General features: G+C 68.9%; 17 protein-coding genes and 1 pseudogene. 11 read left to right on the forward strand and 7 right to left on the reverse strand.

What is annotated here, in order from left to right; all coding sequences use genetic code 11:
- Positions 1 to 25 precede the first annotated feature (25 nt).
- Complete coding sequence (locus ACWEO7_RS26735) at positions 26 to 1,690, forward strand: sulfatase-like hydrolase/transferase (protein ID WP_452427155.1); 1,665 nt, start codon at positions 26 to 28, stop codon at positions 1,688 to 1,690.
- 3 nt (positions 1,691 to 1,693) lie between these two features.
- Here the strand turns inward: ACWEO7_RS26735 and car are convergent, their stop codons facing one another.
- Positions 1,694 to 5,167 (reverse strand): carboxylic acid reductase, encoded by a 3,474-nt coding sequence (car, locus tag ACWEO7_RS26740; RefSeq protein ID WP_452427195.1) that lies wholly within the window; start codon positions 5,165 to 5,167, stop codon positions 1,694 to 1,696.
- Positions 5,168 to 5,422: 255 nt separating this feature from the next.
- On the opposite strand from car, the gene ACWEO7_RS26745 reads away from it, so the two are divergent.
- From ACWEO7_RS26745 to ACWEO7_RS26755, 3 genes are all read left to right on the forward strand, one after another.
- Positions 5,423 to 6,871 (forward strand): MFS transporter, encoded by a 1,449-nt coding sequence (locus tag ACWEO7_RS26745; protein ID WP_452427156.1) that lies wholly within the window; start codon positions 5,423 to 5,425, stop codon positions 6,869 to 6,871.
- A 171-nt stretch (positions 6,872 to 7,042) separates the two neighbouring features.
- Positions 7,043 to 8,077, forward strand: a complete 1,035-nt coding sequence (locus ACWEO7_RS26750; RefSeq protein ID WP_452427158.1) for an LLM class flavin-dependent oxidoreductase — start codon at positions 7,043 to 7,045, stop codon at positions 8,075 to 8,077.
- Positions 8,078 to 8,096: 19 nt separating this feature from the next.
- Positions 8,097 to 9,461 carry an NtaA/DmoA family FMN-dependent monooxygenase gene (locus ACWEO7_RS26755; RefSeq protein WP_452427160.1) on the forward strand — a complete coding sequence of 455 codons (1,365 nt, stop codon included), beginning with the start codon at positions 8,097 to 8,099 and terminating at the stop codon, positions 9,459 to 9,461.
- 144 nt (positions 9,462 to 9,605) lie between these two features.
- Here ACWEO7_RS26755 and ACWEO7_RS26760 read toward each other — a convergent pair whose 3' ends face one another.
- The 5 genes and pseudogenes from ACWEO7_RS26760 to ACWEO7_RS26780 form a co-directional block, all read right to left on the reverse strand.
- Positions 9,606 to 10,091 carry a glutathione peroxidase gene (locus ACWEO7_RS26760; protein WP_452427162.1) on the reverse strand — a complete coding sequence of 162 codons (486 nt, stop codon included), beginning with the start codon at positions 10,089 to 10,091 and terminating at the stop codon, positions 9,606 to 9,608.
- A 95-nt stretch (positions 10,092 to 10,186) separates the two neighbouring features.
- Positions 10,187 to 11,779: a succinic semialdehyde dehydrogenase gene (locus ACWEO7_RS26765; protein ID WP_452427164.1), complete on the reverse strand. Its 1,593-nt coding sequence runs from the start codon at positions 11,777 to 11,779 to the stop codon at positions 10,187 to 10,189.
- A 139-nt stretch (positions 11,780 to 11,918) separates the two neighbouring features.
- Positions 11,919 to 12,116 (reverse strand): ferredoxin, encoded by a 198-nt coding sequence (locus tag ACWEO7_RS26770; RefSeq protein WP_450018576.1) that lies wholly within the window; start codon positions 12,114 to 12,116, stop codon positions 11,919 to 11,921.
- Between the two features lie 9 nt (positions 12,117 to 12,125).
- Complete coding sequence (locus ACWEO7_RS26775; protein ID WP_452427166.1) at positions 12,126 to 12,932, reverse strand: SDR family oxidoreductase; 807 nt, start codon at positions 12,930 to 12,932, stop codon at positions 12,126 to 12,128.
- A pseudogene (locus ACWEO7_RS26780) lies at positions 12,932 to 13,114 on the reverse strand (cytochrome P450); the annotation flags it as partial. The gene ACWEO7_RS26775 and the pseudogene ACWEO7_RS26780, both read right to left, overlap by 1 nt.
- 339 nt (positions 13,115 to 13,453) lie before the next feature.
- Here ACWEO7_RS26780 and ACWEO7_RS26785 point away from each other — a divergent pair.
- The 7 genes from ACWEO7_RS26785 (at position 13,454) to ACWEO7_RS26815 (ending at position 20,770) form a co-directional block, all read left to right on the forward strand.
- Positions 13,454 to 14,920, forward strand: coding sequence for an aldehyde dehydrogenase (locus tag ACWEO7_RS26785; protein ID WP_452427168.1), 1,467 nt, complete (start codon positions 13,454 to 13,456; stop codon positions 14,918 to 14,920).
- A gap of 33 nt (positions 14,921 to 14,953) precedes the next feature.
- Entirely contained in the window at positions 14,954 to 15,706 is a 753-nt protein-coding gene (locus ACWEO7_RS26790; RefSeq protein WP_452427170.1) for an SDR family oxidoreductase, read from the forward strand.
- On the forward strand, positions 15,703 to 16,581 hold the full coding sequence (locus ACWEO7_RS26795; protein WP_452427172.1) for an NAD(P)-dependent oxidoreductase: 879 nt from the start codon (positions 15,703 to 15,705) through the stop codon (positions 16,579 to 16,581). The genes ACWEO7_RS26790 and ACWEO7_RS26795 overlap by 4 nt, the downstream gene beginning before the upstream one ends.
- Entirely contained in the window at positions 16,578 to 16,982 is a 405-nt protein-coding gene (locus tag ACWEO7_RS26800) for a carboxymuconolactone decarboxylase family protein (RefSeq protein ID WP_452427174.1), read from the forward strand. Before ACWEO7_RS26795 ends, ACWEO7_RS26800 begins: the two co-directional genes overlap by 4 nt.
- Before the next feature lie 14 nt (positions 16,983 to 16,996).
- Positions 16,997 to 18,466, forward strand: coding sequence for an FAD-dependent oxidoreductase (locus ACWEO7_RS26805; protein ID WP_452427176.1), 1,470 nt, complete (start codon positions 16,997 to 16,999; stop codon positions 18,464 to 18,466).
- 33 nt (positions 18,467 to 18,499) lie between these two features.
- Positions 18,500 to 19,078, forward strand: coding sequence for a TetR/AcrR family transcriptional regulator (locus ACWEO7_RS26810; protein WP_452427178.1), 579 nt, complete (start codon positions 18,500 to 18,502; stop codon positions 19,076 to 19,078).
- 105 nt (positions 19,079 to 19,183) lie between these two features.
- Positions 19,184 to 20,770, forward strand: coding sequence for a GMC family oxidoreductase (locus tag ACWEO7_RS26815; RefSeq protein WP_452427180.1), 1,587 nt, complete (start codon positions 19,184 to 19,186; stop codon positions 20,768 to 20,770).
- A 13-nt stretch (positions 20,771 to 20,783) separates the two neighbouring features.
- On the opposite strand, the gene ACWEO7_RS26820 is transcribed toward ACWEO7_RS26815, so the two are convergent.
- A complete protein-coding gene (locus ACWEO7_RS26820) occupies positions 20,784 to 21,131 on the reverse strand; it encodes a DoxX family protein (protein WP_452427182.1) in 348 nt (115 codons plus the stop codon).
- Positions 21,132 to 21,166: the final 35 nt, after the last annotated feature.

Genomic DNA, 21,166 nt, shown 5'->3' on the forward strand with positions numbered 1-21,166 from the left:
AACATGACTCATTCGTGGAGGAACATTGCCGAACTCGTTCACTCGCAGGGGATTTCTGTCCAGTGCGGCCACCTCGGCCACGGCCGCGGCCGCCGTCACGACCGGAGCCGCGCCGGGCAAGGCCCGAGCGGACACCGATCCGGACAAGCCGAACATCCTGGTGATCATCGTGGACGAGATGCGGACACCCGTGTGGTTTCCCGACCAGCAGACACTGGACGCCGTGCTGCCGAACATCGCCCGGATCCGCCGCGGCAGCGTGTCGTTCGAGAATCACTACACGGCGGCCAACGACTGCACGCCCGCCCGTGGTTGCCTGCTGACCGGCCTCTACGCGCAGCAGACCGGGGTCATGGTCGTGTCGGAGTCGACGTTGTCGCCGCTGTTCCCGACGTGGGGGTCCATGCTGCGCGACCACGGTTACGACACCACCTACTGGGGCAAGTGGCATCTCGGCAGCTACCCGGATCGCACACCGGGCGCGCTCGAAGCCTACGGATTCCACGGCGGCACCTATCCCTCACCGAACGGCGCGCCGGGTCAAGGGCTGCAAATGGATCCGAAGATCGTCGACCAATTCGTCGACTGGTTCCACAACGATTCCGGCAATGCGCCTTGGTGCACGACGGTGTCGCTGGTCAACCCGCACGACATCCAATGGTGGCCGCGCTGGACCCGTCGCGACCAGTTCAACGCCGACATCCCGCGCTGGATGAACGAGATGCCGCCCAATTTCGAGTCGCTCGAACAACTTTCGCGCAAACCGCGCCTGCAGATGGCGCTGGTGGAGGTCTCGGCGCTGGCGTTCGGAGCGGCGCCCTACGGAACGCCGGAAGCCATGCAGGCCTGGATCGAGATGCGCAATCTGTATCTGTGGGCGCAGCAGCAGGTCGATATCCAGATCGGCCGCGTGCTGGACACCTTGCAGTCGCGTCCGGACGTCGCCGCCAACACCGTCGTCGTCTTCACCTCCGACCACGGTGATTACGCGGGCTCTCACGGCCTGCACGGCAAAGGCGGCGCCGCCTATGACGAGGCGCTGCGCGTCCCGCTCTACGTCCACGATCCGCGCGGTCAGTTGAGCCCGGTGACCGGGACGAGCACCAGGGACCAGCTCACTTCCAGTGTCGATTTCACTCCCCTGCTGCTCACCATCGGCACCGGCGGCGACGAATGGCGCGGCGACGGACGCTACGAACATCTCAGCGGGCGTCTCGACATCGCCGCGCTGTGCCGCAACCCGGGAGCCGCGGGCAGGCCGTGGGTCGCCCATACCACCGATGAGGCTTCGATCGAGGAAGCCGCGGTGCTGTTCGATCAGGACGCCCCGGGCCACGTCGCGATGGTGCGTACCCCGGACGCGAAATTCGCCTCCTATTCCCATTGGGTGCACGGCCGGATCCAGATCGACCCGGCGGCCGCACAGGAATTCGAGCTCTACGACTACAGCACCGACGGCGGCAGGCTCGAACTCGACAACCAAGCCGCCACCGGGAACCCGTTGCGCGGCGAGATGGAGTCGCTGCTGGACAACGTCATTCGCTCCGAGATCCAGCAACCGCTGCCGCCGTATCTGCGGGCCGCGCAGGACGAAGGCATCGGCGACTACCTCTCGGCGCAGACGAACGTGTTGGTCCAAGCCGAACGCATCGGCAACGCCTTGCTCGATCTCGTGCCGAAGCCGTCCTAGCTCCTATAGCAAGCCCCGCACGCCCAGGTCGGTGACGTATTTCTCGATCAGCTCACGGGAGATCTGCGGAATATCCTGATCGGCTCCGATTTTCGCGGCCCGGACGGCAGCCCGGAATTTCTCCGCGGGCAATGCCGAGCCACGAACGGCCGGGGCCGGTCGTCGATAGGCGTGCAACAACGGCAGCACGGAGGCCTGGCGCTGACCTTCCGGTAACGCCCGCAGGGAGGTCTCGAATCGGGTGAGCCACTCGTCGTAATCGGCGATCCGCTCGATGCGATGGCCCGCGTCGATCAGCCAGTCGACGAACTCGTCGAGCGAGCGGCCGTCGTCGTGCGGGTTGAGTACGTCGAAACTGCGGAAACCTGTCCCCGCCGTCGCGCCGAGAATGGTGATCGCCTCGGCGGTGAAATCGGCGGGCAGGCCGTCGTAGTGGGCGCGCGAGCGTTGGCCGTTCGCGTCGGTGCGGTAGAAGGAGAACGGCGCGATCCCCGTGACGAGCAGGCTCAGCAGCAGCCGGGTGAAGATGTCGGGCACGTTGAGCTGACCGGCGTAACGCCGGTCGGCGAGGATCATGTCCGACCGGAACACCGCCACCGACAGCCCCCACAGGTCATGGGCCTCGCGCAGCAGCACTTCGCCGGCCCACTTGCTGTTGCCGTAGCCGTTGGCGTAACTGTCGTCCACCGCGCGCACCGCGCTGAGCTCGCGGATGTCGCCGTCCTCGGCGAAGACGGCCGGGTCGATCTGCGTGGCCACGGCGACCGTGGACAGATAGGTGAACGGCTTGAGCCGCGTGGTCAGGGCGAGACGGATCAACTCGGCGGTGCCGACCACGTTGGGACCGAACAGTTGCCGATACGGCAGCACGTGGTTGACCAGTGCGGCGGGATGCACGATCACGTCGACCTGTTCGGCCAGCCGTTGCCAGGTCCGATCGTCGAGCCCCAGGTTCGGATCACCGATGTCGCCGGGGACCACCTCCAGATGCGCGGCGGCCAGATCGTGGAACTCCTGCACCAGGCGGGGATCTCCGGTGTCGAAGGCGCTGTCGAGTCGCTTGCGCGCCGCGGCGGCGTCGGAACCCCGGACCAGGCAGACCAGCGTGCCTCCGCTGTCGTGCATCCGCCGCAGCCATTCCAGGCACAGGAAACGGCCGAGGTAGCCGTTCGCGCCGGTCAGCAGCACCGTGCGCACCGTTGCGGAGGGGCGCGCCAGATTCGGCGCCTCGGCGAGCGTGCGGGCGTCGAGGAACTTGTCGAGGGTCAGATCGGCGGCGCGCACCTGCGACCCGGCGCCGTGCACCGAGGCGTAGGTGGCGCCCCGCGTCCCCGAGGCGCGTTCGGCCGAGATGTAAGCCGCCACCTCGCGCAGACCGTTGGCCGGGCTGATCACCACCGACACCGGCACCTCGACCTCGAAGATCTCGTGCAGCAGGTTCGACAGCGACAGCGCCGAGAGCGAATCGCCGCCGAGGTCGCCGAAGTGCGCGTCGGGGCGCAGATCGGCGTCCGCGCAGCCCAGTACGGCCTTCGCCGCCCGGCTCACGGTCTCCAGCACAGGCAGGTGCTCCGCGGTGCGGCGCAGGTCGAGCAGTTCGTTCGCCTGCCCGGCGGCCTGCTCGGCGTAGAGTGCCTGCAAGCGTGGCTCGTAGTGCTCTTTGAGCTTGGGCCGCAACAGCTTTCCGATGCCGCTCAGCAACCCGTTGGCGGTGGTGAACGGTTCCGGTTCGATCAGGAACTCGCGCGGGATCTCGTAGGACTGCAGCTCGGCGTCCTTGGCCAGTTGTCGCAGCGAGTCGCTCAGCGCCGTCTTCGCCTTCTCGGGATCGCCCCAGCCCAGCACGTCCTCGGTGGGCACGATCACGGCGAGCAGATAGGCGCGTTCGCTGCTGCCGTACACGAAGATCTGCCGGATCAGCGGACTGGTCGCATAGACCGACTCCAGGCGCGAAACCGCGACGAATTCGCCCTGGGAGAGTTTCAGCACGTTGTTGCGCCGATCGACGTAGACCAGGTGATCCGGGCCGAGTTCGGCGACGATGTCACCGGTTTTGTAGAAGCCGTCGGAGTCGAAGACCTCGGCCGTGACCTCGGGCCGCTTGTAGTACCCGGAGATCAGGGTGCTGCTCTTCAACAGCAGCTCGCCGCGCGGATGCGGCTTGTCGGTCCGGAAGTAGCCCAGCTCGGGGACGTCGACGAGTTTGTAGTCCAGTACCGGCGGCCGCTGCACTCGTTCATCGATGACGACCACGCCGCCCGCCTCGGTGGATCCGTAGCCGTCGTGCAACTCCAGATCGAGGACCGACTCGACGAACGATTTCATCTCCGCCGACACCGGAGCGCTTCCGCAGATCGCCATGACCAGTCGTCCGCCCAGGAAGTGTTCGCGCAGTTCGGTTTTCACCTCGGCTTCCAGCGCGACGCGGTCCACACCGGGTCCGTAGCGCCGGTCCACCTCGCTCCGGTAGCGCTGGAAGACCATGTCGCACACGCGCGGAACGAAGAACAGCTCGGTCGGCCGGGCCAGCGCGATGTCGTCGAACAGCGTCGACATATCGCTCTTGGCCGCGAAGTACGCGGTGCCGCCGCGCGCCAGCACGCCGGTCAGCGACCCGCGACCGGCCACATGGCTCATCGGCATGTAGTTGAAGTTGATCGCGGCGACGTCGGGCCGGTTCACCCATCCCCTGGCGACCAGCCGCTGGCTGTACATCGCGCCTTTCGGGGTTCCGGTACTGCCCGAGGTGTAGATCAGCAGCGCCAGCGGGTCCTCGCCGGGATCGGCGACGAACAGCGGCGCCGGCGGCAGCGCCCGGCCTCGCGCCAACACCTCATCGAGCGATTCGACGCGCACCGCGCTGCCCGCGTCGGCCAGCCGCGCGCGGGCCGCGTCGAACGCCGCCCGCTGGTCGTCGTCTTCCGGGTGGTAGTCGAAGACGACCAGCCGTTGTGGCCCGGACTCCGACAGCGCGCACGTCACCGCGGCGTCGAGCAGTTCCGGTGTCGCCGCGAGCACCCGCGGCTCGGTCTCCGCCACGATCGCGGTGAGCTGGGCGACCGGGGCGCTGGATTGCATGGGCACCGCGACCAGGCCGAGGTGGATGCAGGCCAGGTCGAGCGTGGTGTAGTCACTGCTGGTGAAGCCAAGGATGCCCACGAAGTCGCCCGCCCGCAGCGGTGTGTCCGCGTCACCGTACCATGCGGCGGCGACCGCGCGCACGCGCTCCCACAGCTCGCCGTAGGTGATGGTGCCGAACCGCGGCAGCAGCGTCAGCGTGGTGCGTCCGGTTTCGTCGGTGTGCAGCTCGGTCGCGCGCTCGGCGACGGCGGGCCGGTCGGCGTAGCCGACCATCACCGTCTCGATGATCTGAGCGAGCCCCGCTCCGGGGTCGCGAATCTTCTCGGCGACGTCCGCACGCGGTGTGGCGTTGCGGATGTCGTCGTATTCGGCATACAGCCGGGTGATGCGGCGCATGAGCCGCTCCCCGTGTGTTTCGGGTGCCACGACGACCTCCTTCGGTCCTTGAACGCGCCTCCATAAACACGTTAGCTCGACTAAGTACTTTGGTCAGGTGATAGCCGCCGCATACGTCTGTGACACTGGACACGGTGCCGGGAATGTCTTGAAACTACTCGGTATTGCGTTGTGCCGCACACTCAGCCTGGTGCTGCCGATACCAGTGTTATCGGGCTCCTGTTACCGGTGCCCGGCGCACCGCATGCTCGGTGCATGACACAGACCATATCGCCGGGGCCCGCGGCGGCGACGACGCCCGCGGCGGCCGCGACCGCACCGGCCGTGCTGGGAGCGCGGCGTTCGCTTGCCCTCCTCGCCGTCATTCTCACCGGGCAGTTCATGGCGGTGCTGGATGCCTCCATCGTCAACGTCGCCATTCCCTCCATCCGCAATTCCCTGCACACCAGCGGCGCGGCGCTGCAGCTGATCGTCGCCGGGTACGTCATCGCCTACGCCGTCCTGCTGGTCACCGGGGCGCGCCTCGGCGACCGATTCACCCAGCGCCGCGCGTTCATCGCCGGACTGGCGCTGTTCACCCTCTCCTCGCTGGCCTGCGGTCTGGCCTGGAACGAGGCATCGCTGATCGTCTTCCGGTTCGCCCAGGGCGTCGGCGCGGCGGCCATGGTGCCGCAGATCATGACGCTCATCCAGCGCACCTTCACCGGCGATGCCCGCGCGCGGGCGCTGAGCGTCTACTCGGCCATCATCTCCGGCGGCATGGTCGCCGGACAGGTCCTCGGCGGGCTGATCGTCAACGCCGATCTCTTCGGCAGCAGCTGGCGCGGCGTGTTCCTGGTGAACGTGCCGATCGGCCTCGTATTGCTCGCGGCGGCGCCGCGCATCCTGCCGTCCTCGGCCCAGCGGCTCGAGCGCAAGCTCGATCTGCCGGGGCTGGCCACGCTCACCGCGTCGGTGCTGCTGCTGGTGTTGCCGCTCGTGCTGGGGCGGGAGCTGGATTGGCCGTTGTGGTCGTGGATCGCCCTCACCGCCAGCGCGCTCGGCTTCGCCTCGTTCGTGGCGATCGAGCGGGTCGTCGCCACCCGTGGTGGCGAGCCCCTGTTCGCGCGGGCGGTGCTCACCGCGCCCGGCCTCGTACCCGCCGCGGTCGCGCTGTTCGTGACCATGGCGACCTTCGGCGGCTGGATGTTCGTCATGGCGATCCACCTACAGAGCACACTGGGCTACAGCGCGCTGCACGCGGGTCTGCTGTTCGTCCCCCTCGGCGTGACCTTCGCCGTCGCCAGCCTGAACTGGGAACGCGTCCCGGCCCGGTTCCATCCGGCGATGATCCCGCTCGGCCTGGTCGTCGGGGCGGTGAGCATGGTCGCCCTCGGCGTGCTGCTACGTGACGGCGGCGAGGTCGGACCGCTCGCGCTGACCCTGCTCGGCCTGTGCGGCGCGGGCAACGGTATCGCCTTCAGTCCGCTCATGACCCGCACGCTGGCCAAGGTCCCGATGAGCCTGGCGGCCGACGCGAGCGGCATCCTGGTGACCAACGTGCAACTCGGCGTGGTAGTCGGGATCGCCGGTTTCGGGTCGCTGTTCCTCGGCCTCGCGGGCAGCACGGTACGCAGTGCGGCGCACGCGCTCGGCGGCACCGCGATCGCCGAGGGCCTCACGGTCCTGCTGGCGGCCGCTTTCGCGGCTCGTGCGGCACGGTAGCCGACCGTCCGTTCGACAACCTTCGAATCATCGCGACGCAAACCATCGCGATCGGCCGCCCCTTGCGCGCATGCTCGCAAGGGGTGCGCCGCCGGTGGCCCGAGCCGGATCGTGCCCGGCTCGGGCAACCGGTCGTCGCGTCATCGTTCGCGGGATGAAAGAAGGTGCGGGATGGGGGTTTTCGCGCTCGGTGTAGAACTCGACGGAGAGGGGTTCCGCCCCGAGGCGTGGCGGCGGGCGGCACACGCACCGGACCGCCTGCTCACCGCGGATACCGTGCACAGGCGGGTGGCCGCCGCCGAGAACGCCGGGTTCACCCTGGCCACGTTCGCCGACTCGATCCTGCCGGGGCAGGAGATTCCCGGTCGCATCGACGCGGTGACGCGGGCCTCCTTCGTCGCGGCAACGACGAGCACGATCGGTCTGGTTCCTACCGTGGCCACCACCTACGCCGAACCGTTCCACACGGCATCGCAGGTGGCGTCGCTGGACTACGCCTCACGGGGACGGGCCGGATGGATCGCCGAGCGCGTCGACGATCCGCGCGCCGCCGCCACCTGGGGACGTCAACCGGTGACAGCAGACGCCGATCTGGCTCGCGAGCAACGGGATTCGATCGAAGTGGCCCGCCGCCTGTGGGACTCATGGGAGGACGACGCGGTGATCCGCGACTACGCCGGTGGCCGTTTCCTGGACCGGAGCAAGCTGCACTACATCGACTTCGAAGGCGAGACCTTCTCGGTGAAAGGACCGGCGATCGTGCCGCGGCCGCCACAGGGTCAGCCCGTGGTATTCGGCGCCGAAGGTGAGGTCGACGTCCGGTTCGTCGCCGCCGATTCCGTCGCGGCCGCCGTGGCGGCGGGCTCGGCCGAGGATGCGCTGGTATTCGCCGAAATCGAAGTCACGCTGGATATTCCGGGCACCTCCGCAGCGCAGCGCTTCGGCGAAGTCTCCGGTTCGCCCGGCCGCCTGGCGTTCTCCGGCTCGGCCGGAGAATTGACCGCTCTGCTGACCGAGCTCAGCGCGCATCTGGACGGAGTGCGGCTGCACCTCGCCGTGATCGATGAGGACCTACCCGTGCTCGCGCGCGAAGTCGTGCCCGCGCTGCTGCGCACCGGAGTCGCCCGCCGTCCCATTCCCGGTTCGACGTTGCGCGCCAACCTCGGCCTGAACCGTCCCGCCAACCGCTACGCGACCACCCGCTGATCGTCAGGAGATCGTTTCCGTGACCGACTTCCCGCGTCCCGACGCCCAGGTCCATTTCGGCGTCTTCTTCCAGGGCGTGAACCACACCACCATCTGGTCCGACCCGTCCAGCGGCTCCCAGATCGACTTCGAAACCTTCCGCCGGGTCGCGCAGACCGCCGAGCGCGGCTTGTTCGACGCGTTCTTCCTCGGTGAGGGCCTGCGCCTGCGCGAGCAGGACGGCGCGATCCTGGAACTGGACATCGCGGGCCGCCCCGACGCGATCACCCAGCTCGCCGCGCTGGCGGGCGTCACCCGGCACATCGGCCTGGTGGCCACCCAGAACACCACCTACAACGAGCCCGCCGACCTGGCGCGCAGACTCGGCGGCCTGGACCTGCTGTCCGGTGGCCGGGCGGGCTGGAACGCGGTCACCACGGACAACGCCTGGACCGGCGCGAACTTCCGGCGCGGCGGATTCCTGGACCACGCGCTGCGTTACGAGCGCGCCGGGGAGTTCGTCGCCACGGCGCGGGCGATCTGGGACGCCTGGGATGACGGCGCGATCGCGACCTCGCAGCAGAGCCCGTCGTGGGCGCGTGCCGAGACGATCCATCCGGTGGTGCGGACCGGCCCGCACTTCGACGTGACGATCACCCCCACGCTGCCGCGCAGCGCGCAAGGGCATCCGGTGATCTTCCAGGCGGGTGACTCACCCACCGGGCGCGATTTCGCCGCTGCGCACGCCGATGTCATCTTCTCCAGGCACGGAACGCATTTCGACGACGCGCTGGCCTTCGCGAACGACATCCGCGCACGCCTGCGCGCGGCGGGCCGCCCCGAGGACGACATCCGGATCCTGCCCGGCACGCAGATCATCCTGGCGGAGAAGGAATCCGAGGTCGAGGAGAAAGTGCGCTGGGTGAAGAGCGGCCAGTACACCGGCCAGACCGCGCTGTCGCTGGCCGGCCAGATCTGGGGCCGCGACCTGTCCGCCCTCGACCCCGACGGCCCTCTGCCCGCGGACGATCCGCAGCCCCGCCCGATCTCGGAGACCCGAGGCGCACCGCGTTCCGGACAGGACCCGATCGCCGTCGCACGCGAATGGCGGGCCAGGGCAGAGGCGGAAAACCTCTCCCTGCGCGAAGTCGTGATCGCCTCCACCGAACGTTCCGGCTTCGCGGGCACCCCCACCCAGGTCGCGGACGAACTGGCCCGCTGGGTCCGCCACGGCGCGACCGACGGCTTCAACATCTCCCCCTACCTGGTCCCGACCGGCCTCGACGAAATCGTGAACTGGCTCGTCCCCGAACTCCAAGACCGCGGCGTCTACCGCACGGAATACACCGGAACCACCCTCCGCGCCCACCTCGGCCTACGCGAACCCCTCACCCGCCGCCCCTGATCGCACGACAGCCGAGCCCGAAGTTGTCGAGTGGCACACCATCGAGAGGTCTACTCGCGATTCGCCGCAGCGATGCGCCATTCGTGAAGGGATACGACCGGAGCCGCCGTCCCGGATGGACGGCGGCTCCGGTTTCACGTTCGGTCAGAGCACGGATTCGATGGCGGCGACCAATTCTGGTGCGTCGGGGGTGGTCCGGGGGCGGAAGCGGCCCGCTACCTTGCCGTCGCGGTCGATCAGGAACTTCTCGAAGTTCCACTGGATGTCGCCGGCGTTGCCTTCGGCGTCGGGGGTGTCGGCCAGGGTCCGGTAGAGGGCGTGGCGCTCATCGCCGTTGACGTCGGTCTTCTCCAGCAAGGGGAAGTCGACGCCGTAGGTGGTGGAACAGAACTGCTGGATCTCCTCCGCGGTGCCGGGCTCCTGACCCATGAACTGGTTGCACGGCACGCCGACCACGCTGAAACCGCGCGGGCCGTAGGACTTGTGCAGTTCGACCAGGCCGGAGTACTGCGGTGTCAGCCCGCATTTCGAGGCCACGTTCACCAGCAGCACGGCGCGGTCGCCGACCAAGTCGGCCAAGGTCGTCGACTCGCCGGACAGCGTGCGTAGCGGGACTTCTCGAAGGCTCATAGGTATCCGTTCTCGATTCCGTAGATCCACCCCGACGGCCACGCTACCGGATCACCGGGTTTCCGACCGCCGCGGGCGCATCGGCCTACGAGTTTTCAGCGCAACCTGGTTCGGCGCATCAGCCGCAGCGACATCAGGGTCATCTTCAGCTGCTTGTCGTAAGGCTGACCGGCCCGCGCGGCGAGCACCTGCTTCTTGAGCACGCCGACGTTCACCGTATCGGTGTACTTCAACAGGCCCTGGTCACCGTGCCTGGTGCCGACTCCGGACTGCTTCACTCCACCCGACGGCGTGCCTTTGGCGGCGTAGGTCGCGACGAAGCCGTCGTTGATGTTGATGTTGCCCGCTTGCAGCTGTGCGGCGATCCGCTCGCCGTGTGCCGCATCCCGGGTCCACACGCTGGCGTTGAGACCGTAGTCGGTGGCGTTGGCCAGGCGCACCGCTTCCTGCTCGTCGTCGAACGGGTACACGGTGACGACCGGGCCGAAGGTCTCCAGCGTCGCGTGGGTCATCTCGGGTGTCACGCCGGTCAGCACGGTGGCCTCGTAGAAAGCGGGACCGACATCCGGGCGCGCTTGCCCGCCGACGTGCACGGTGGCGCCTTTGGCCCGCGCGTCGTCGACGTGCGCGGCGACCCGTTCCAGATGCTGCGGGGAGACCAGCGAACCGAACTCCGGCGTGTAGTCGTAGGCCCCGCCGATCTTTCCGTTCAACTCCGCCGCCGCGGCGACCAACCGGCGCAGGAATTCCTCGTGGAGGGACCGGTGCACGTAGATCCGTTCGATGTGCATGCACGCCTGCCCCGAGTTGGCGAACGCGGCGAACACCGCACCGGGAACCACCTCGTCCAGGTTCGCGTCGGCGAGCACGATCATCGGGTTCTTGCCGCCCAGTTCCAGGCTGCATCCGATGAGGTTGCGACCGGCCTGCTCGCCGACGATCCGGCCGGTGGCGGTCGAGCCGGTGAACATGACGAAGTCGACGTTGTCGATCAGGGTCGGCCCGATGTCGGGCCCTTCACCGCACACCACCTGGACCAGGCCGCGGGGCAGCCCGGCGCGGTGCAGCAGTTCGACGCCGAAGAGCACGCACAGCGCGGTCTTGTTGTCCGGCTTCAGGACCACGCCATTGCCTGCCATCAGCGCGGGCATGGCGTCGGACAGGGCGATGGCGAAGGGGAAGTTCCACGGCGCGATCACGGCGACGAGACCTTTGGGCCGGTGCTGCTCGATCGAGGAGGTGATCAGCGGCATCGCGCCGCCGCGCCGCTTCGGCCGCAGCACCCGGCGCGCGGTCTTGAGGTAATGGCTGATCACCATGGGCACGTCGCAGGATTCCTCGACGGCCATGCGACGGGTCTTGCCGCACCCGATCTGGATGAGGTCGGCGATGGTCTCCACCTCGCCGAGGATCAGCTCGTGCAGCCGCTCGAACACCCGAAGCCGCCGGCGCAGCGGCAGTGCGGCCCACTCCGTCTGCGCCGCCCGGGCGGCGGCGCACGCCGTCAGCACATCCTGCGGGGACGACTGCGGAAGCGCACCGACCGCCGCGCCGGTGTAGACCTCGGTCATCTCGTATGGCGCCGCGCTACCGTCGGCGGCGACCAGGCCGGTCAGCCGGGCGAGCAGTTCCCCGGTGATCCTGGCGGGCAAGGTGCTCTCGGCTTTGTCGGTGTGTGCTGTGCTCATCGGATCTTCTCCATGATGTCGGGCATCGCCGCAGGTGCCGGGCCGGACCGCGCGACTGAATTAGAACACGTTCCGATTTTGGATTCATCGTATTCGCCCGGCCGCGCCGTGCCTACCTGCCGCGAGGGACGAATTCCGCTCATTCGTCCGTGACGATCGACAGCGCTTGGGTCGGGCAGTAGCGGACCGCGCGCTGTACGTCGCCGCGGGCCCGCGGGTCCGCGGCGGCGTCGAGGATCTCGACTTTGCCGCGCTTGGGAACGTGGAACGCCTCCGGCGCCTCGTCCTGGCACACGGCATGCCCCTGACACAGATCCAGATCGGCGAGCACTCGCATCGTGGCTCCTTACTGTTCGTTCGGTCCCGCGTCGTCCGGGAGGGGACGTATCGGCGCCTCGGGTTGCACTTCGACCAGCACCAAGTGCGAGCCGCGCGGGGTGGATACCACCGCGACCACCGCGGCGGCCAAGTCGCTCGCGCGCAACATGTACGGATGCCTGGCGAACCCCCACGCTTTCCAGTCCTCCAGCACCGGGCCGACGATCTCGGGCGTGGAGTCCATGCCCATGCCGGTCAAGGTCGGTCCGGGGCGCACCTGGGACAGGCGGACGCCGCTACCCTCGAGCTCCATACGCATCTGCGCGGCCATCGCTTCCAGTCCCGCCTTGGCTGCGCTGTAGGCGCCCGTACGCGGACGCGGCTCGGAGGCACAATCCGAACTGATCAACACGACGTCGCCGCGCTGCCTGCGCAGCATGCCGGGCAGCACCCGGTGCACGAGACGCTGCGCACCGACCAGATGGACCTGCACCTGGCGCACGAATCGTTCCGGATCCATCGCGTACGCCTGCCCGAACTCGATGTCGCCCGCACTGGAGACCAGGATCTCGGTGGGGCCGAGTGCTTCTTCGGCGGCACGCACGAATTCCTCCACCGAATCCGGCTCGGTGACGTCCAACCGATGGGCGAACGCCGCACCGCCGTCGGCCCGGATCTTGTCCGCCAGTTCGGCGCACTGCTCGACGCGACGCGCGCCGAGCGCGACCGGGTGGCCGAGTTCGGCCAGGGCGACGGCGGTGGCCGCGCCGATCCCGGAGGAGGCGCCGGCGACGAGCGCGGGCCTGCGCTCCGGATGGGGTGCGAATCTTGGCATTATCGGGTCTCCACGGTGATGGGTAGGTGGGCGAAGCCACGCACATTGGACGAATGAACACGGGCGATACCGGACTCGAGGACGTCGTAGGACCACACTCGGGACGCGAACTCGGTCAGCGCGACGGTCGCTTCCAAACGGGCCAGGTGCGCCCCCAGACAGAAATGCATACCCGCACCGAAGTCATACGGATCGAACACCAGTGGCTCCACCGCAGCCGTCATCGCCCACACTCCCAAACCGATAACACGTTCCGCAACGCGGCACCACATGTCGGCCCGAATGAAGACAGATAGCTGGACATGTGTCTGGACACTACCACCGCGTACTCTATCTCGACAATCATCCGATCAGAGCTCACTTCTCCGCTCGGGAGCGAAACACCGGCGAGAGTCGAGACAAGCCGGACCACCTGACACCCGGATCTCGGCGAGAATGGCAGAGTTAGAACCTGTTATTGCCACCTGTCGCATTCCAAGACTATATTCCGTACACGTGTCCAGACAGTATCGGAGTAATCCATGAGCAGCCTTCTGCCCGCCGACGGGTCCCGCCTGCTGATCGGCGGCAAGCTGGTCGAGGGCGCCGACGGTGTCTTCGCGACGGTGAACCCCGCGACCGAGGAGGTCCTCGGCCTCGCCGCCGACGCGAACGCGGCCGACCTCGACGCGGCCGTCGACGCCGCGCGCACCGCGTTCGACGAGACGGACTGGTCGCGCGATCACGCCTTCCGGGCGCGCTGTCTTGCGCAGTTGCGCACCGCGCTGGAATCCCATGTCGAAGAACTGCGCGACATCACGATCGCCGAGGTCGGCGCACCGCGGATGCTCACGAGCGGCCCGCAACTGGAAGGCCCGGTCGCCGATCTCGGTTACGCCGCCGGGCTTCCCGAGACCTACTCCTGGGAAGCCGATCTGGGCGTGGCCGCGCCGATGGGCATCAAGACGCGCCGAGTACTGCGCCGCGAGCCGATCGGTGTGGTCGGGGCGATCACGCCCTGGAACTTCCCGCACCAGATCAACTTCGCCAAACTCGGCCCGGCGCTCGCCGCGGGGAACACCGTCGTGCTCAAACCCGCTCCGGACACCCCGTGGTGCGCGGCGGCGGTCGGCGCCATCATCGCCGAGGAGACCGATATCCCGGCCGGTGTGGTGAACATCGTGACCTCCGCGGACCACACGCTCGGCGCCCGGCTCACCGCGGATCCGCGCGTCGACATGATCAGCTTCACCGGGTCGACCGCCACCGGCCGCGCCGTCATGACCGGCGCCGCGACGACATTGAAGAAGGCGTTCCTCGAACTGGGCGGCAAGTCGGCGTTCATCGTGCTCGACGACGCCGACATCGCGGCGGCCTGCTCGGTGGCGGCGTTCTCGGTGTGCGTGCATGCGGGACAGGGGTGTGCGCTGTCCACCCGGCTGCTGGTGCCACGCGCCGCCTACGACCGAGCGGTCCAGGCGGCCGCGGCCACGCTCGGCGGGATCGAGCCGGGCGATCCCGCCGACCCGCGCACGGTCTGCGGGCCGCTGATCTCCGAGCGGCAGCGCGCCAGGGTGGAACGCTACCTCGACATCGCGCGCGCCGAAGGCGGCCGGATCGTGGTGGGCGGCGGGCGGCCGGACCGGGAGCGCGGCTATTTCGTCGAACCGACGGTGATCGCGGACGTCCCCAACAGCTCGACCGTCGCCCGCGAGGAGATCTTCGGCCCGGTGCTGGTGATCATCCCGCACGACGGAGACGAGGACGCCGTCCGCATCGCCAACGACTCCCCCTACGGCCTGTCCGGTTCGGTGTGGGGCAACGACCCCGAACGCATCCGGCGCGTCACCGCAGGCGTGCGCACCGGGACGCTGAGCGTCAACGGCGGCATCTGGTACTCCGCCGACGTCCCGTTCGGCGGCTACAAGCAATCCGGCCTCGGCCGCGAGATGGGCATCGCCGGTTTCGAGGAGTACCTCGAGACGAAAGTCATCGCCACCGCGGCCTGACCACCGCGGGACAACACAGAGGAGCTGAACTCCATGGCCCGTTTCACGGGAAGATCCGCCATCGTCACCGGTGCCGCGCAGGGCATCGGCGCCGCCTACGCGCAGGCGCTGGCCGCCGAAGGCGCGAACGTCGTCGTCGCCGACAAGAACGCCGAAGGCGGCGCGGCGGTGGTCGAGAAGATCGTCGGCGACGGCGGCACCGCGGTGTTCGGACTCCTCGACGTGTCCGATCCCGAATCCGCCACCGCGCTAGCCGATTTCACCGTCGCCGAATTCGGCGCCATCGACCACCTGGTGAACAACGCCGCCATCTACGGCGAGATGAAGCTGAACCTGCTGCTGACCGTGCCGTGGGACTACTACAAGAAGTTCATGAGCGTGAACATGGACGGCGCGCTCGTCATGACCCGCGCCGTCTGGCCGCACATGGCCGAACGCCGCAGCGGATCGATCGTCAACCAGTCCTCCACCGCCGCGTGGCTGTATTCCAGCTTCTACGGGCTGGCCAAAACCGGCGTCAACGGCCTGACCCAGCAATTGGCCTTCGAGCTGGGCGGGTCGAACATCCGCGTCAACGCCATCGCGCCGGGTCCGATCGATACCGACGCCACCAAGTCGGTCACTCCGGACGTGATCGTCGACGACATCGTCAAACGCCTGCCGCTCAAGCGGATGGGCACTCCGCAGGATCTCGTCGGCGCCTGCCTGTACCTGCTGTCGGACGAGGCGAGCTGGGTCACCGGGCAGATCTTCAACGTCGACGGCGGACAGATCGTGCGATCATGAGCGCCCGCATCGGATTCCTCGGTCTCGGCAACATGGGCGCGCCGATGGCCCAGCGCCTACTGGAATGGCCGGGCGGACTGACGGTGTGCGATATGCGCCCCGGGGCCGTCGAGCCGTTCCTCGCGGCCGGAGCGGAGTCCGTTGCCTCGGCGGCCGAGCTGGCCCGACAGGCCACCATCATCTCGATCACCGTGGTGAACGACGCCCAGGTACGCGAGGTGATCACCGGCCCGGAGGGCCTGCTGCGGACCGCCGCATCGGGCACCGTGGTCGCCGTGCACTCCACGATCAGCGACCGCACCGCCGAGGAACTCGGCGCGGTCTGCGGCGAGCGCGGCGTCGAACTGGTGGACGCGCCGATCAGCGGCGGCGCGCCCGGCGCGACCCGCGGCGCGCTCGCGGTCATGGTCGGCGGCAGCGCGGCGGCGTTCGAGCAGGTGCGCGAACCGTTCGGCTGCTTCGCCGACCTGATCGTGCACGCCGGGCCGGTCGGCGCGGGCACGCGCATGAAATTGGCCCGCAACCTGTTGCACTTCGTCTCCTTCACCGCGGCCACCGAGGCGCAACGGCTGGCCGAGGCGGCCGGTCTCGACCTCACCGCGCTCGGCAAGGTGGTGCGCCACTCCGACGCGGTCACCGGGGGGCCCGGCGCCATCATGCTGCGCGACACCACCGCCCCGATCCAGGACGGCGACTTCTGGTTGCCGATCCTGCGGCACGTGCGCGACCTCGGGGAGAAGGACCTCGGTCTCGCCTTGGAGTTGGGCGAACGGCTCGGCACCGCGCTGCCGCTGGCCGAACTCGCACTCGACCGGCTCGGCCCCGGCCTCGGCGTCGGGGCGGGCACCTCCGCATCGGAAAGGCAATCCTCATGAGCGACAACGGTTCCGGCGACTCCGCGCGGCAGCGCGGACTGGCCAGGATGGCCGAGGTCTACGGCACGGAATTCCAGGAATACCCCGGCGCCCACTTCGCCGTCACCGCCGACCACCTCTTCGCCGACATCTGGTCGCGGCCCGGGCTCACCATCCGCGACCGCAGGCTGCTGCTGCTCGGCGCGCTGGCGGCGCAGGGCGCGATCGACACCGCCGGCATCCAGGTCGGGGCCGCGTTGCGCAACGGCGAACTCACCGAAGACCAGCTGCACGAGATCGCGGTGTTCCTGTGTCACTACGTAGGTTGGCCGAACGGCACCAAACTCGACATCCTGGTGGGCACGATTGTGGCTCAGCAGAAGAAGGCCGCCCGCGCGCAGTCCGCGCCCGCCGAGCAGTGAAGGATCCGTTGACCATGTCCGACGCCACCACCATCCGCCCCTTGCGCGCCAGCCGAGTCGAGAACTGGGACCATCGCGCCGACGTCGTCATCGCCGGATACGGCATCGCGGGCGTCTGCGCCGCCATCGAGGCCGCCCGCGCCGGCGCGGACGTGCTGGTCCTGGAGCGCACCGGCGGCTGGGGTGGCGCCGCCGCCCTGGCGGGCGGATTCATCTACCTCGGCGGCGGCACACCGCTGCAACAGGCCCTCGGTTTCGAGGACACCCCCGAGAACATGGAGACCTTCCTGCTCGCGGCGCTGGGGCCCGGCGTGGACAAGGCGAAGATCGCCGACTACACCCGCGGCAGCGTCGAGCACTTCAACTGGCTGGTGTCCTGCGGCGTGCCGTTCCGCGAGGCGTTCTGGGGCGAGCCGGGGTGGGAGCCGCCGCACGACGAGGGGCTGATGTACTCCGGCGGCGAGAACGCCGCGCCCTTCAACGCGATCGCGAAACCCGCTCCCCGCGGCCATGTTCCGCAGATGGCCGACAAGCGCACCGGGGAGAAGGGCGGCGGCTGGATGCTCATGAAACCGCTGGCCGACACCGCGGAAGCACTGGGCGTGCGCGCGGAGTACGACCTGCGGATCGCGCGGCTGATCGTCGACGACGACGATCGCGTGGTCGGCGTGCTCGCCCGCCGCTATGGCAAGCCGGTCGCCATCCGCGCCGAACGCGGTGTCGTGCTGGCCACCGGCAGCTTCGCTTATCACAAGGAGATGATCGAAGGCTACGCGCCGCGACTGATCGGCAGGCCCGCCGCGGCGATCGAGGAACACGACGGCATCGGCATCCGGCTGGCGCAGGCGCTCGGCGCGCAACTGGCGCACATGGACGCGACCGAGGTGGCCTTCTTCGGTGACCCGCAGTTGCTGGCGCGCGGCATCCTGGTCAACGGGCGCGGACAGCGCTACATCCAGGAGGACACCTACCCCGGCCGGATCGGCCAGGCGACGCTGATCCAGCAGGACAACCAGGCGTACCTGGTGATCGACGAGGCGTCCTACGAGGAGGCGCTGACCACCGAGACCTCGACGCCGTTCTTCCGCAGGCCCCCGACCTGGGTGGCGGAAACCATCGCCGAGCTGGAAGCCGAGATGGGCCTGCCCGGCCAGGCGTTGCAGGCCACGGTGGAGTGCTACAACCTGCACGCCGCCAACGGCGAGGACCCGTTGCTGGGCAAGAAGCCGGAATGGCTGCGCCCGCTGCGTGGATCGGTGGCGGCGTTCGACATGCGTGGTTTTACAGCCGGTTTCACCCTCGGCGGACTGCGTACCGACCTCGATTCCCGGGTGCTGCACGTCTCCGGGGAGCCGATCCAGGGGCTGTTCGCGGCGGGCAGGTGCACCTCCGGCCTGTGCGCGGGCGGTTACGTCAGCGGCGCGTCGCTGGGCGACGGCAGCTTCTACGGACGCCGGGCCGGTATCGCGGCGGCCAAGAACTGAACCGTTCCACTCCGCCTAGTAGGATCCAGACACATGTCCGAACCCGATTCCGTCATTCTCGAGGCGACTCGCCGCAGGCTCTCCGGCAAACAGGCCGACACCGTCGACAAGCTGACCCGCTCGGCGGTGGAAGTGCTCGCGCGGGAAGGGTTCGCGGGCATGACCATCCGGATGGTCGCCGCGGCTGCCGGGGTCGGGACGGCCACGGCGTACACCTACTTCTCGTCGAAGGAGCATCTGGTCGCCGAGATCTTCTGGCGGCGGCTGGTCGCGTCGCCGTCGCCGGTCAGCGAGGACCCGGACCCGACCGTCCGGGTGGTCGCCGAACTGCGGAACATCGCGATGCTCGTGGCCGACGAGCAGGAGCTCTCCGGCGCGGTCACCAGCGCGCTGCTCGGCCGTGATCCCGACGTCGAGCATCTGCGCGGACGCATCGGCGCCGAGATCCGCAAGCGCATCATCCGCGCCCTCGGTCCGGACCCGGACCCGGACGTGGTCGAGTCGCTGGAATTGCTCTACGCGGGCGCGCTGGTGCGCGCGGGCATGGGCTACGGGTCGTACTCCGAGATCGCCGACCGGATCGAGGTCTCCGCGCTGTTGATCCTGCGGTAGCGCGGACAATGCCGGACGACTTCGAGCCGGTTACCCGAAACCGGGCCGCACGACGCGTGCTTGCTCGTATCTTTGCCGTAGTCGGTGCAGATCGGAGTGGGAAAAGTGCAATCTGGTGAGCTTTCCGCGGACTACGTCGTCGTCGGTTCGGGATCGGCGGGCGCGGTGGTGGCCAATCGGCTCAGCGCCGATCCGGGCACCACGGTGGCGCTGCTGGAGGCGGGGCCGCCGGACAAGAACAAATTCGCGCACATACCCGCCGGGTTCGCGAAACTGTTCCGCTCCGAGGTGGACTGGGACTACCTCACGCAGCCGCAACCGGAGCTGAAGAACCGCGAGATCTACTGGCCGCGCGGCAAGATGTTCGGCGGTTCCTCGTCGATGAACGCCATGATGTGGGTGCGCGGCTTCCGCGCCGACTACGACGAGTGGGCGCTGCTGGCGGGTGCGGAGTGGGGCTTCGCGGCGGCCGTCGAACAGTTCCGGCGCATCGAGCGCGTGGAGAACGCCCAGTATCCCGACGAGGGCACCGAAGGTCCGCTGCACGTCTCCCGCCAGCGCAGTCCGCGCGGCCTCACCGCCGCCTACCTGGCCGCGGTCCAGGAGGCGGGCTATCAGGTGGAGCCACCCAACCGGCCGCAGCCGGACGGGTTCAGCGAGACCATGGTCACCCAGCGCGGGGGCCGCCGGTGGAGTACCGCGGACGCTTATCTGCGGCCCGCCCTGCGTCGTTCGAACCTCACGATCCGCAGCGAAGCGCTCGCCACCCGGGTGCTGTTCGACGGCACGCGCGCCGTCGGCGTCGAGTACCGCCAGGGCGGTGTCACGCACACGGTGACCGCGCGGCGCGAGGTCGTGCTGTGCGGCGGCGCGATCAACAGCCCGCAGCTGCTGATGCTCTCCGGTATCGGCGACCGCGACGAACTCGCCCGCCACGGCATCGAGGTGCGTCACCACGCGCCGGAGGTGGGCGCGAATCTGCAGGACCACCTGGTCGCGGGCATCGGCTACGGCGTCGCGGGGGATTCGCTGTTCGACGCGGAGAAGCCGCGCCAACTGCTGGACTACTTCATCCGGCATCGCGGCATGCTCACCTCGAACGTCGGCGAGGCGTACGGGTTCATCCGCAGTAGGACGGATCTGGAGTTCCCCGACTTGGAGCTGGTCTTCGCGCCCGCGCCGTTCTACTACGAGGGACTGCAGGACCCGACCGAACACGGCGTGATCCTGGCGACGGTGCTGCTGCGCCCGCAGAGCCGAGGACGGATCGCCTTGTCCGACGCGGACCCCTCCGCCAAGCCCCTGATCGATCCGCGCTACCTGTCCGACACCGCGGGCGCGGACCGCGCCGCCATCATGGCCGGGCTGCGCGTGTGCGCCGCCATCGCCGCGGAGCCGTCGATGAAAGCGGTCCTCGGCCCGCTGATCTACCCGCCGCAGGCGCCGGCGGAAACGGAAGCCGTGCTCGAGCTGACCCTCAACTCCTACGCGCACACGCTCTATCACCCGGTCGGCACCTGCCGCATGGGCACCGACACCGCCAGCGTCGTCACCCCCCGGCTGGAAGTGCGTGGCGTACAAGGGCTTCGGGTGGCCGACGCCTCGGTGATGCCGCTCATCATCCGCGGGCACACGCACGCACCGGCGGTGTTCATCGGCGAGCAGGCGGCCTCGTTCATCCTCGCCGGGTAGGGGGTCCTCTCGCCTACGACGCGACGAACAGTCCGAGCGATGCGGCGGCCAGCAGGAGATACGGCAGCGGGTATGCGATGTGGGTGTAGTGCCGCGCCCGGACCACGGTCAGCACCGCGCCCACGAAGTAGAGCATCAGCCCGGCCGCCGCGGCCGCACCGATCGGCGGAAACGCCAGACCGGCCAGCAGTCCGGCCCCGCCGAGCGCCTTGATCACGGCCAGGGGCGTCAGCCACGAATCCGGGATTCCGTAGGCGCGCATGTTCTTCCGCACCCACTCGGCGCGGACCACATCGATGCCGGCCGCGAGCAACGCGGCCGCGGCCGCGAGCACTGTGGCGACGACGTAGGCGATGTCCATGGCAATACCCTTTCCTCGGGTGCCGTGCCCGGTCC

The sequence above is a fragment of the Nocardia sp. NPDC004260 genome (assembly GCF_053603155.1).

Excerpts from the sequence above, each read along its gene's own strand:
- ACWEO7_RS26765 (WP_452427164.1), bottom strand. The coding sequence starts at position 11,779 with ATGAGCACAGCACACACCGACAAAGCCGAGAGCACCTTGCCCGCCAGG.
- ACWEO7_RS26800 (WP_452427174.1), top strand. The coding sequence starts at position 16,578 with ATGAGCGACAACGGTTCCGGCGACTCCGCGCGGCAGCGCGGACTGGCC.
- ACWEO7_RS26805 (WP_452427176.1), top strand. The coding sequence starts at position 16,997 with ATGTCCGACGCCACCACCATCCGCCCCTTGCGCGCCAGCCGAGTCGAG.
- ACWEO7_RS26770 (WP_450018576.1), bottom strand. The coding sequence starts at position 12,116 with ATGCGAGTGCTCGCCGATCTGGATCTGTGTCAGGGGCATGCCGTGTGC.
- ACWEO7_RS26790 (WP_452427170.1), top strand. The coding sequence starts at position 14,954 with ATGGCCCGTTTCACGGGAAGATCCGCCATCGTCACCGGTGCCGCGCAG.
- car (WP_452427195.1), bottom strand. The coding sequence starts at position 5,167 with ATGCGCCGCATCACCCGGCTGTATGCCGAATACGACGACATCCGCAAC.
- ACWEO7_RS26785 (WP_452427168.1), top strand. The coding sequence starts at position 13,454 with ATGAGCAGCCTTCTGCCCGCCGACGGGTCCCGCCTGCTGATCGGCGGC.
- ACWEO7_RS26820 (WP_452427182.1), bottom strand. The coding sequence starts at position 21,131 with ATGGACATCGCCTACGTCGTCGCCACAGTGCTCGCGGCCGCGGCCGCG.
- ACWEO7_RS26745 (WP_452427156.1), top strand. The coding sequence starts at position 5,423 with ATGACACAGACCATATCGCCGGGGCCCGCGGCGGCGACGACGCCCGCG.
- ACWEO7_RS26775 (WP_452427166.1), bottom strand. The coding sequence starts at position 12,932 with ATGCCAAGATTCGCACCCCATCCGGAGCGCAGGCCCGCGCTCGTCGCC.
- ACWEO7_RS26810 (WP_452427178.1), top strand. The coding sequence starts at position 18,500 with ATGTCCGAACCCGATTCCGTCATTCTCGAGGCGACTCGCCGCAGGCTC.
- ACWEO7_RS26750 (WP_452427158.1), top strand. The coding sequence starts at position 7,043 with ATGGGGGTTTTCGCGCTCGGTGTAGAACTCGACGGAGAGGGGTTCCGC.
- ACWEO7_RS26760 (WP_452427162.1), bottom strand. The coding sequence starts at position 10,091 with ATGAGCCTTCGAGAAGTCCCGCTACGCACGCTGTCCGGCGAGTCGACG.
- ACWEO7_RS26795 (WP_452427172.1), top strand. The coding sequence starts at position 15,703 with ATGAGCGCCCGCATCGGATTCCTCGGTCTCGGCAACATGGGCGCGCCG.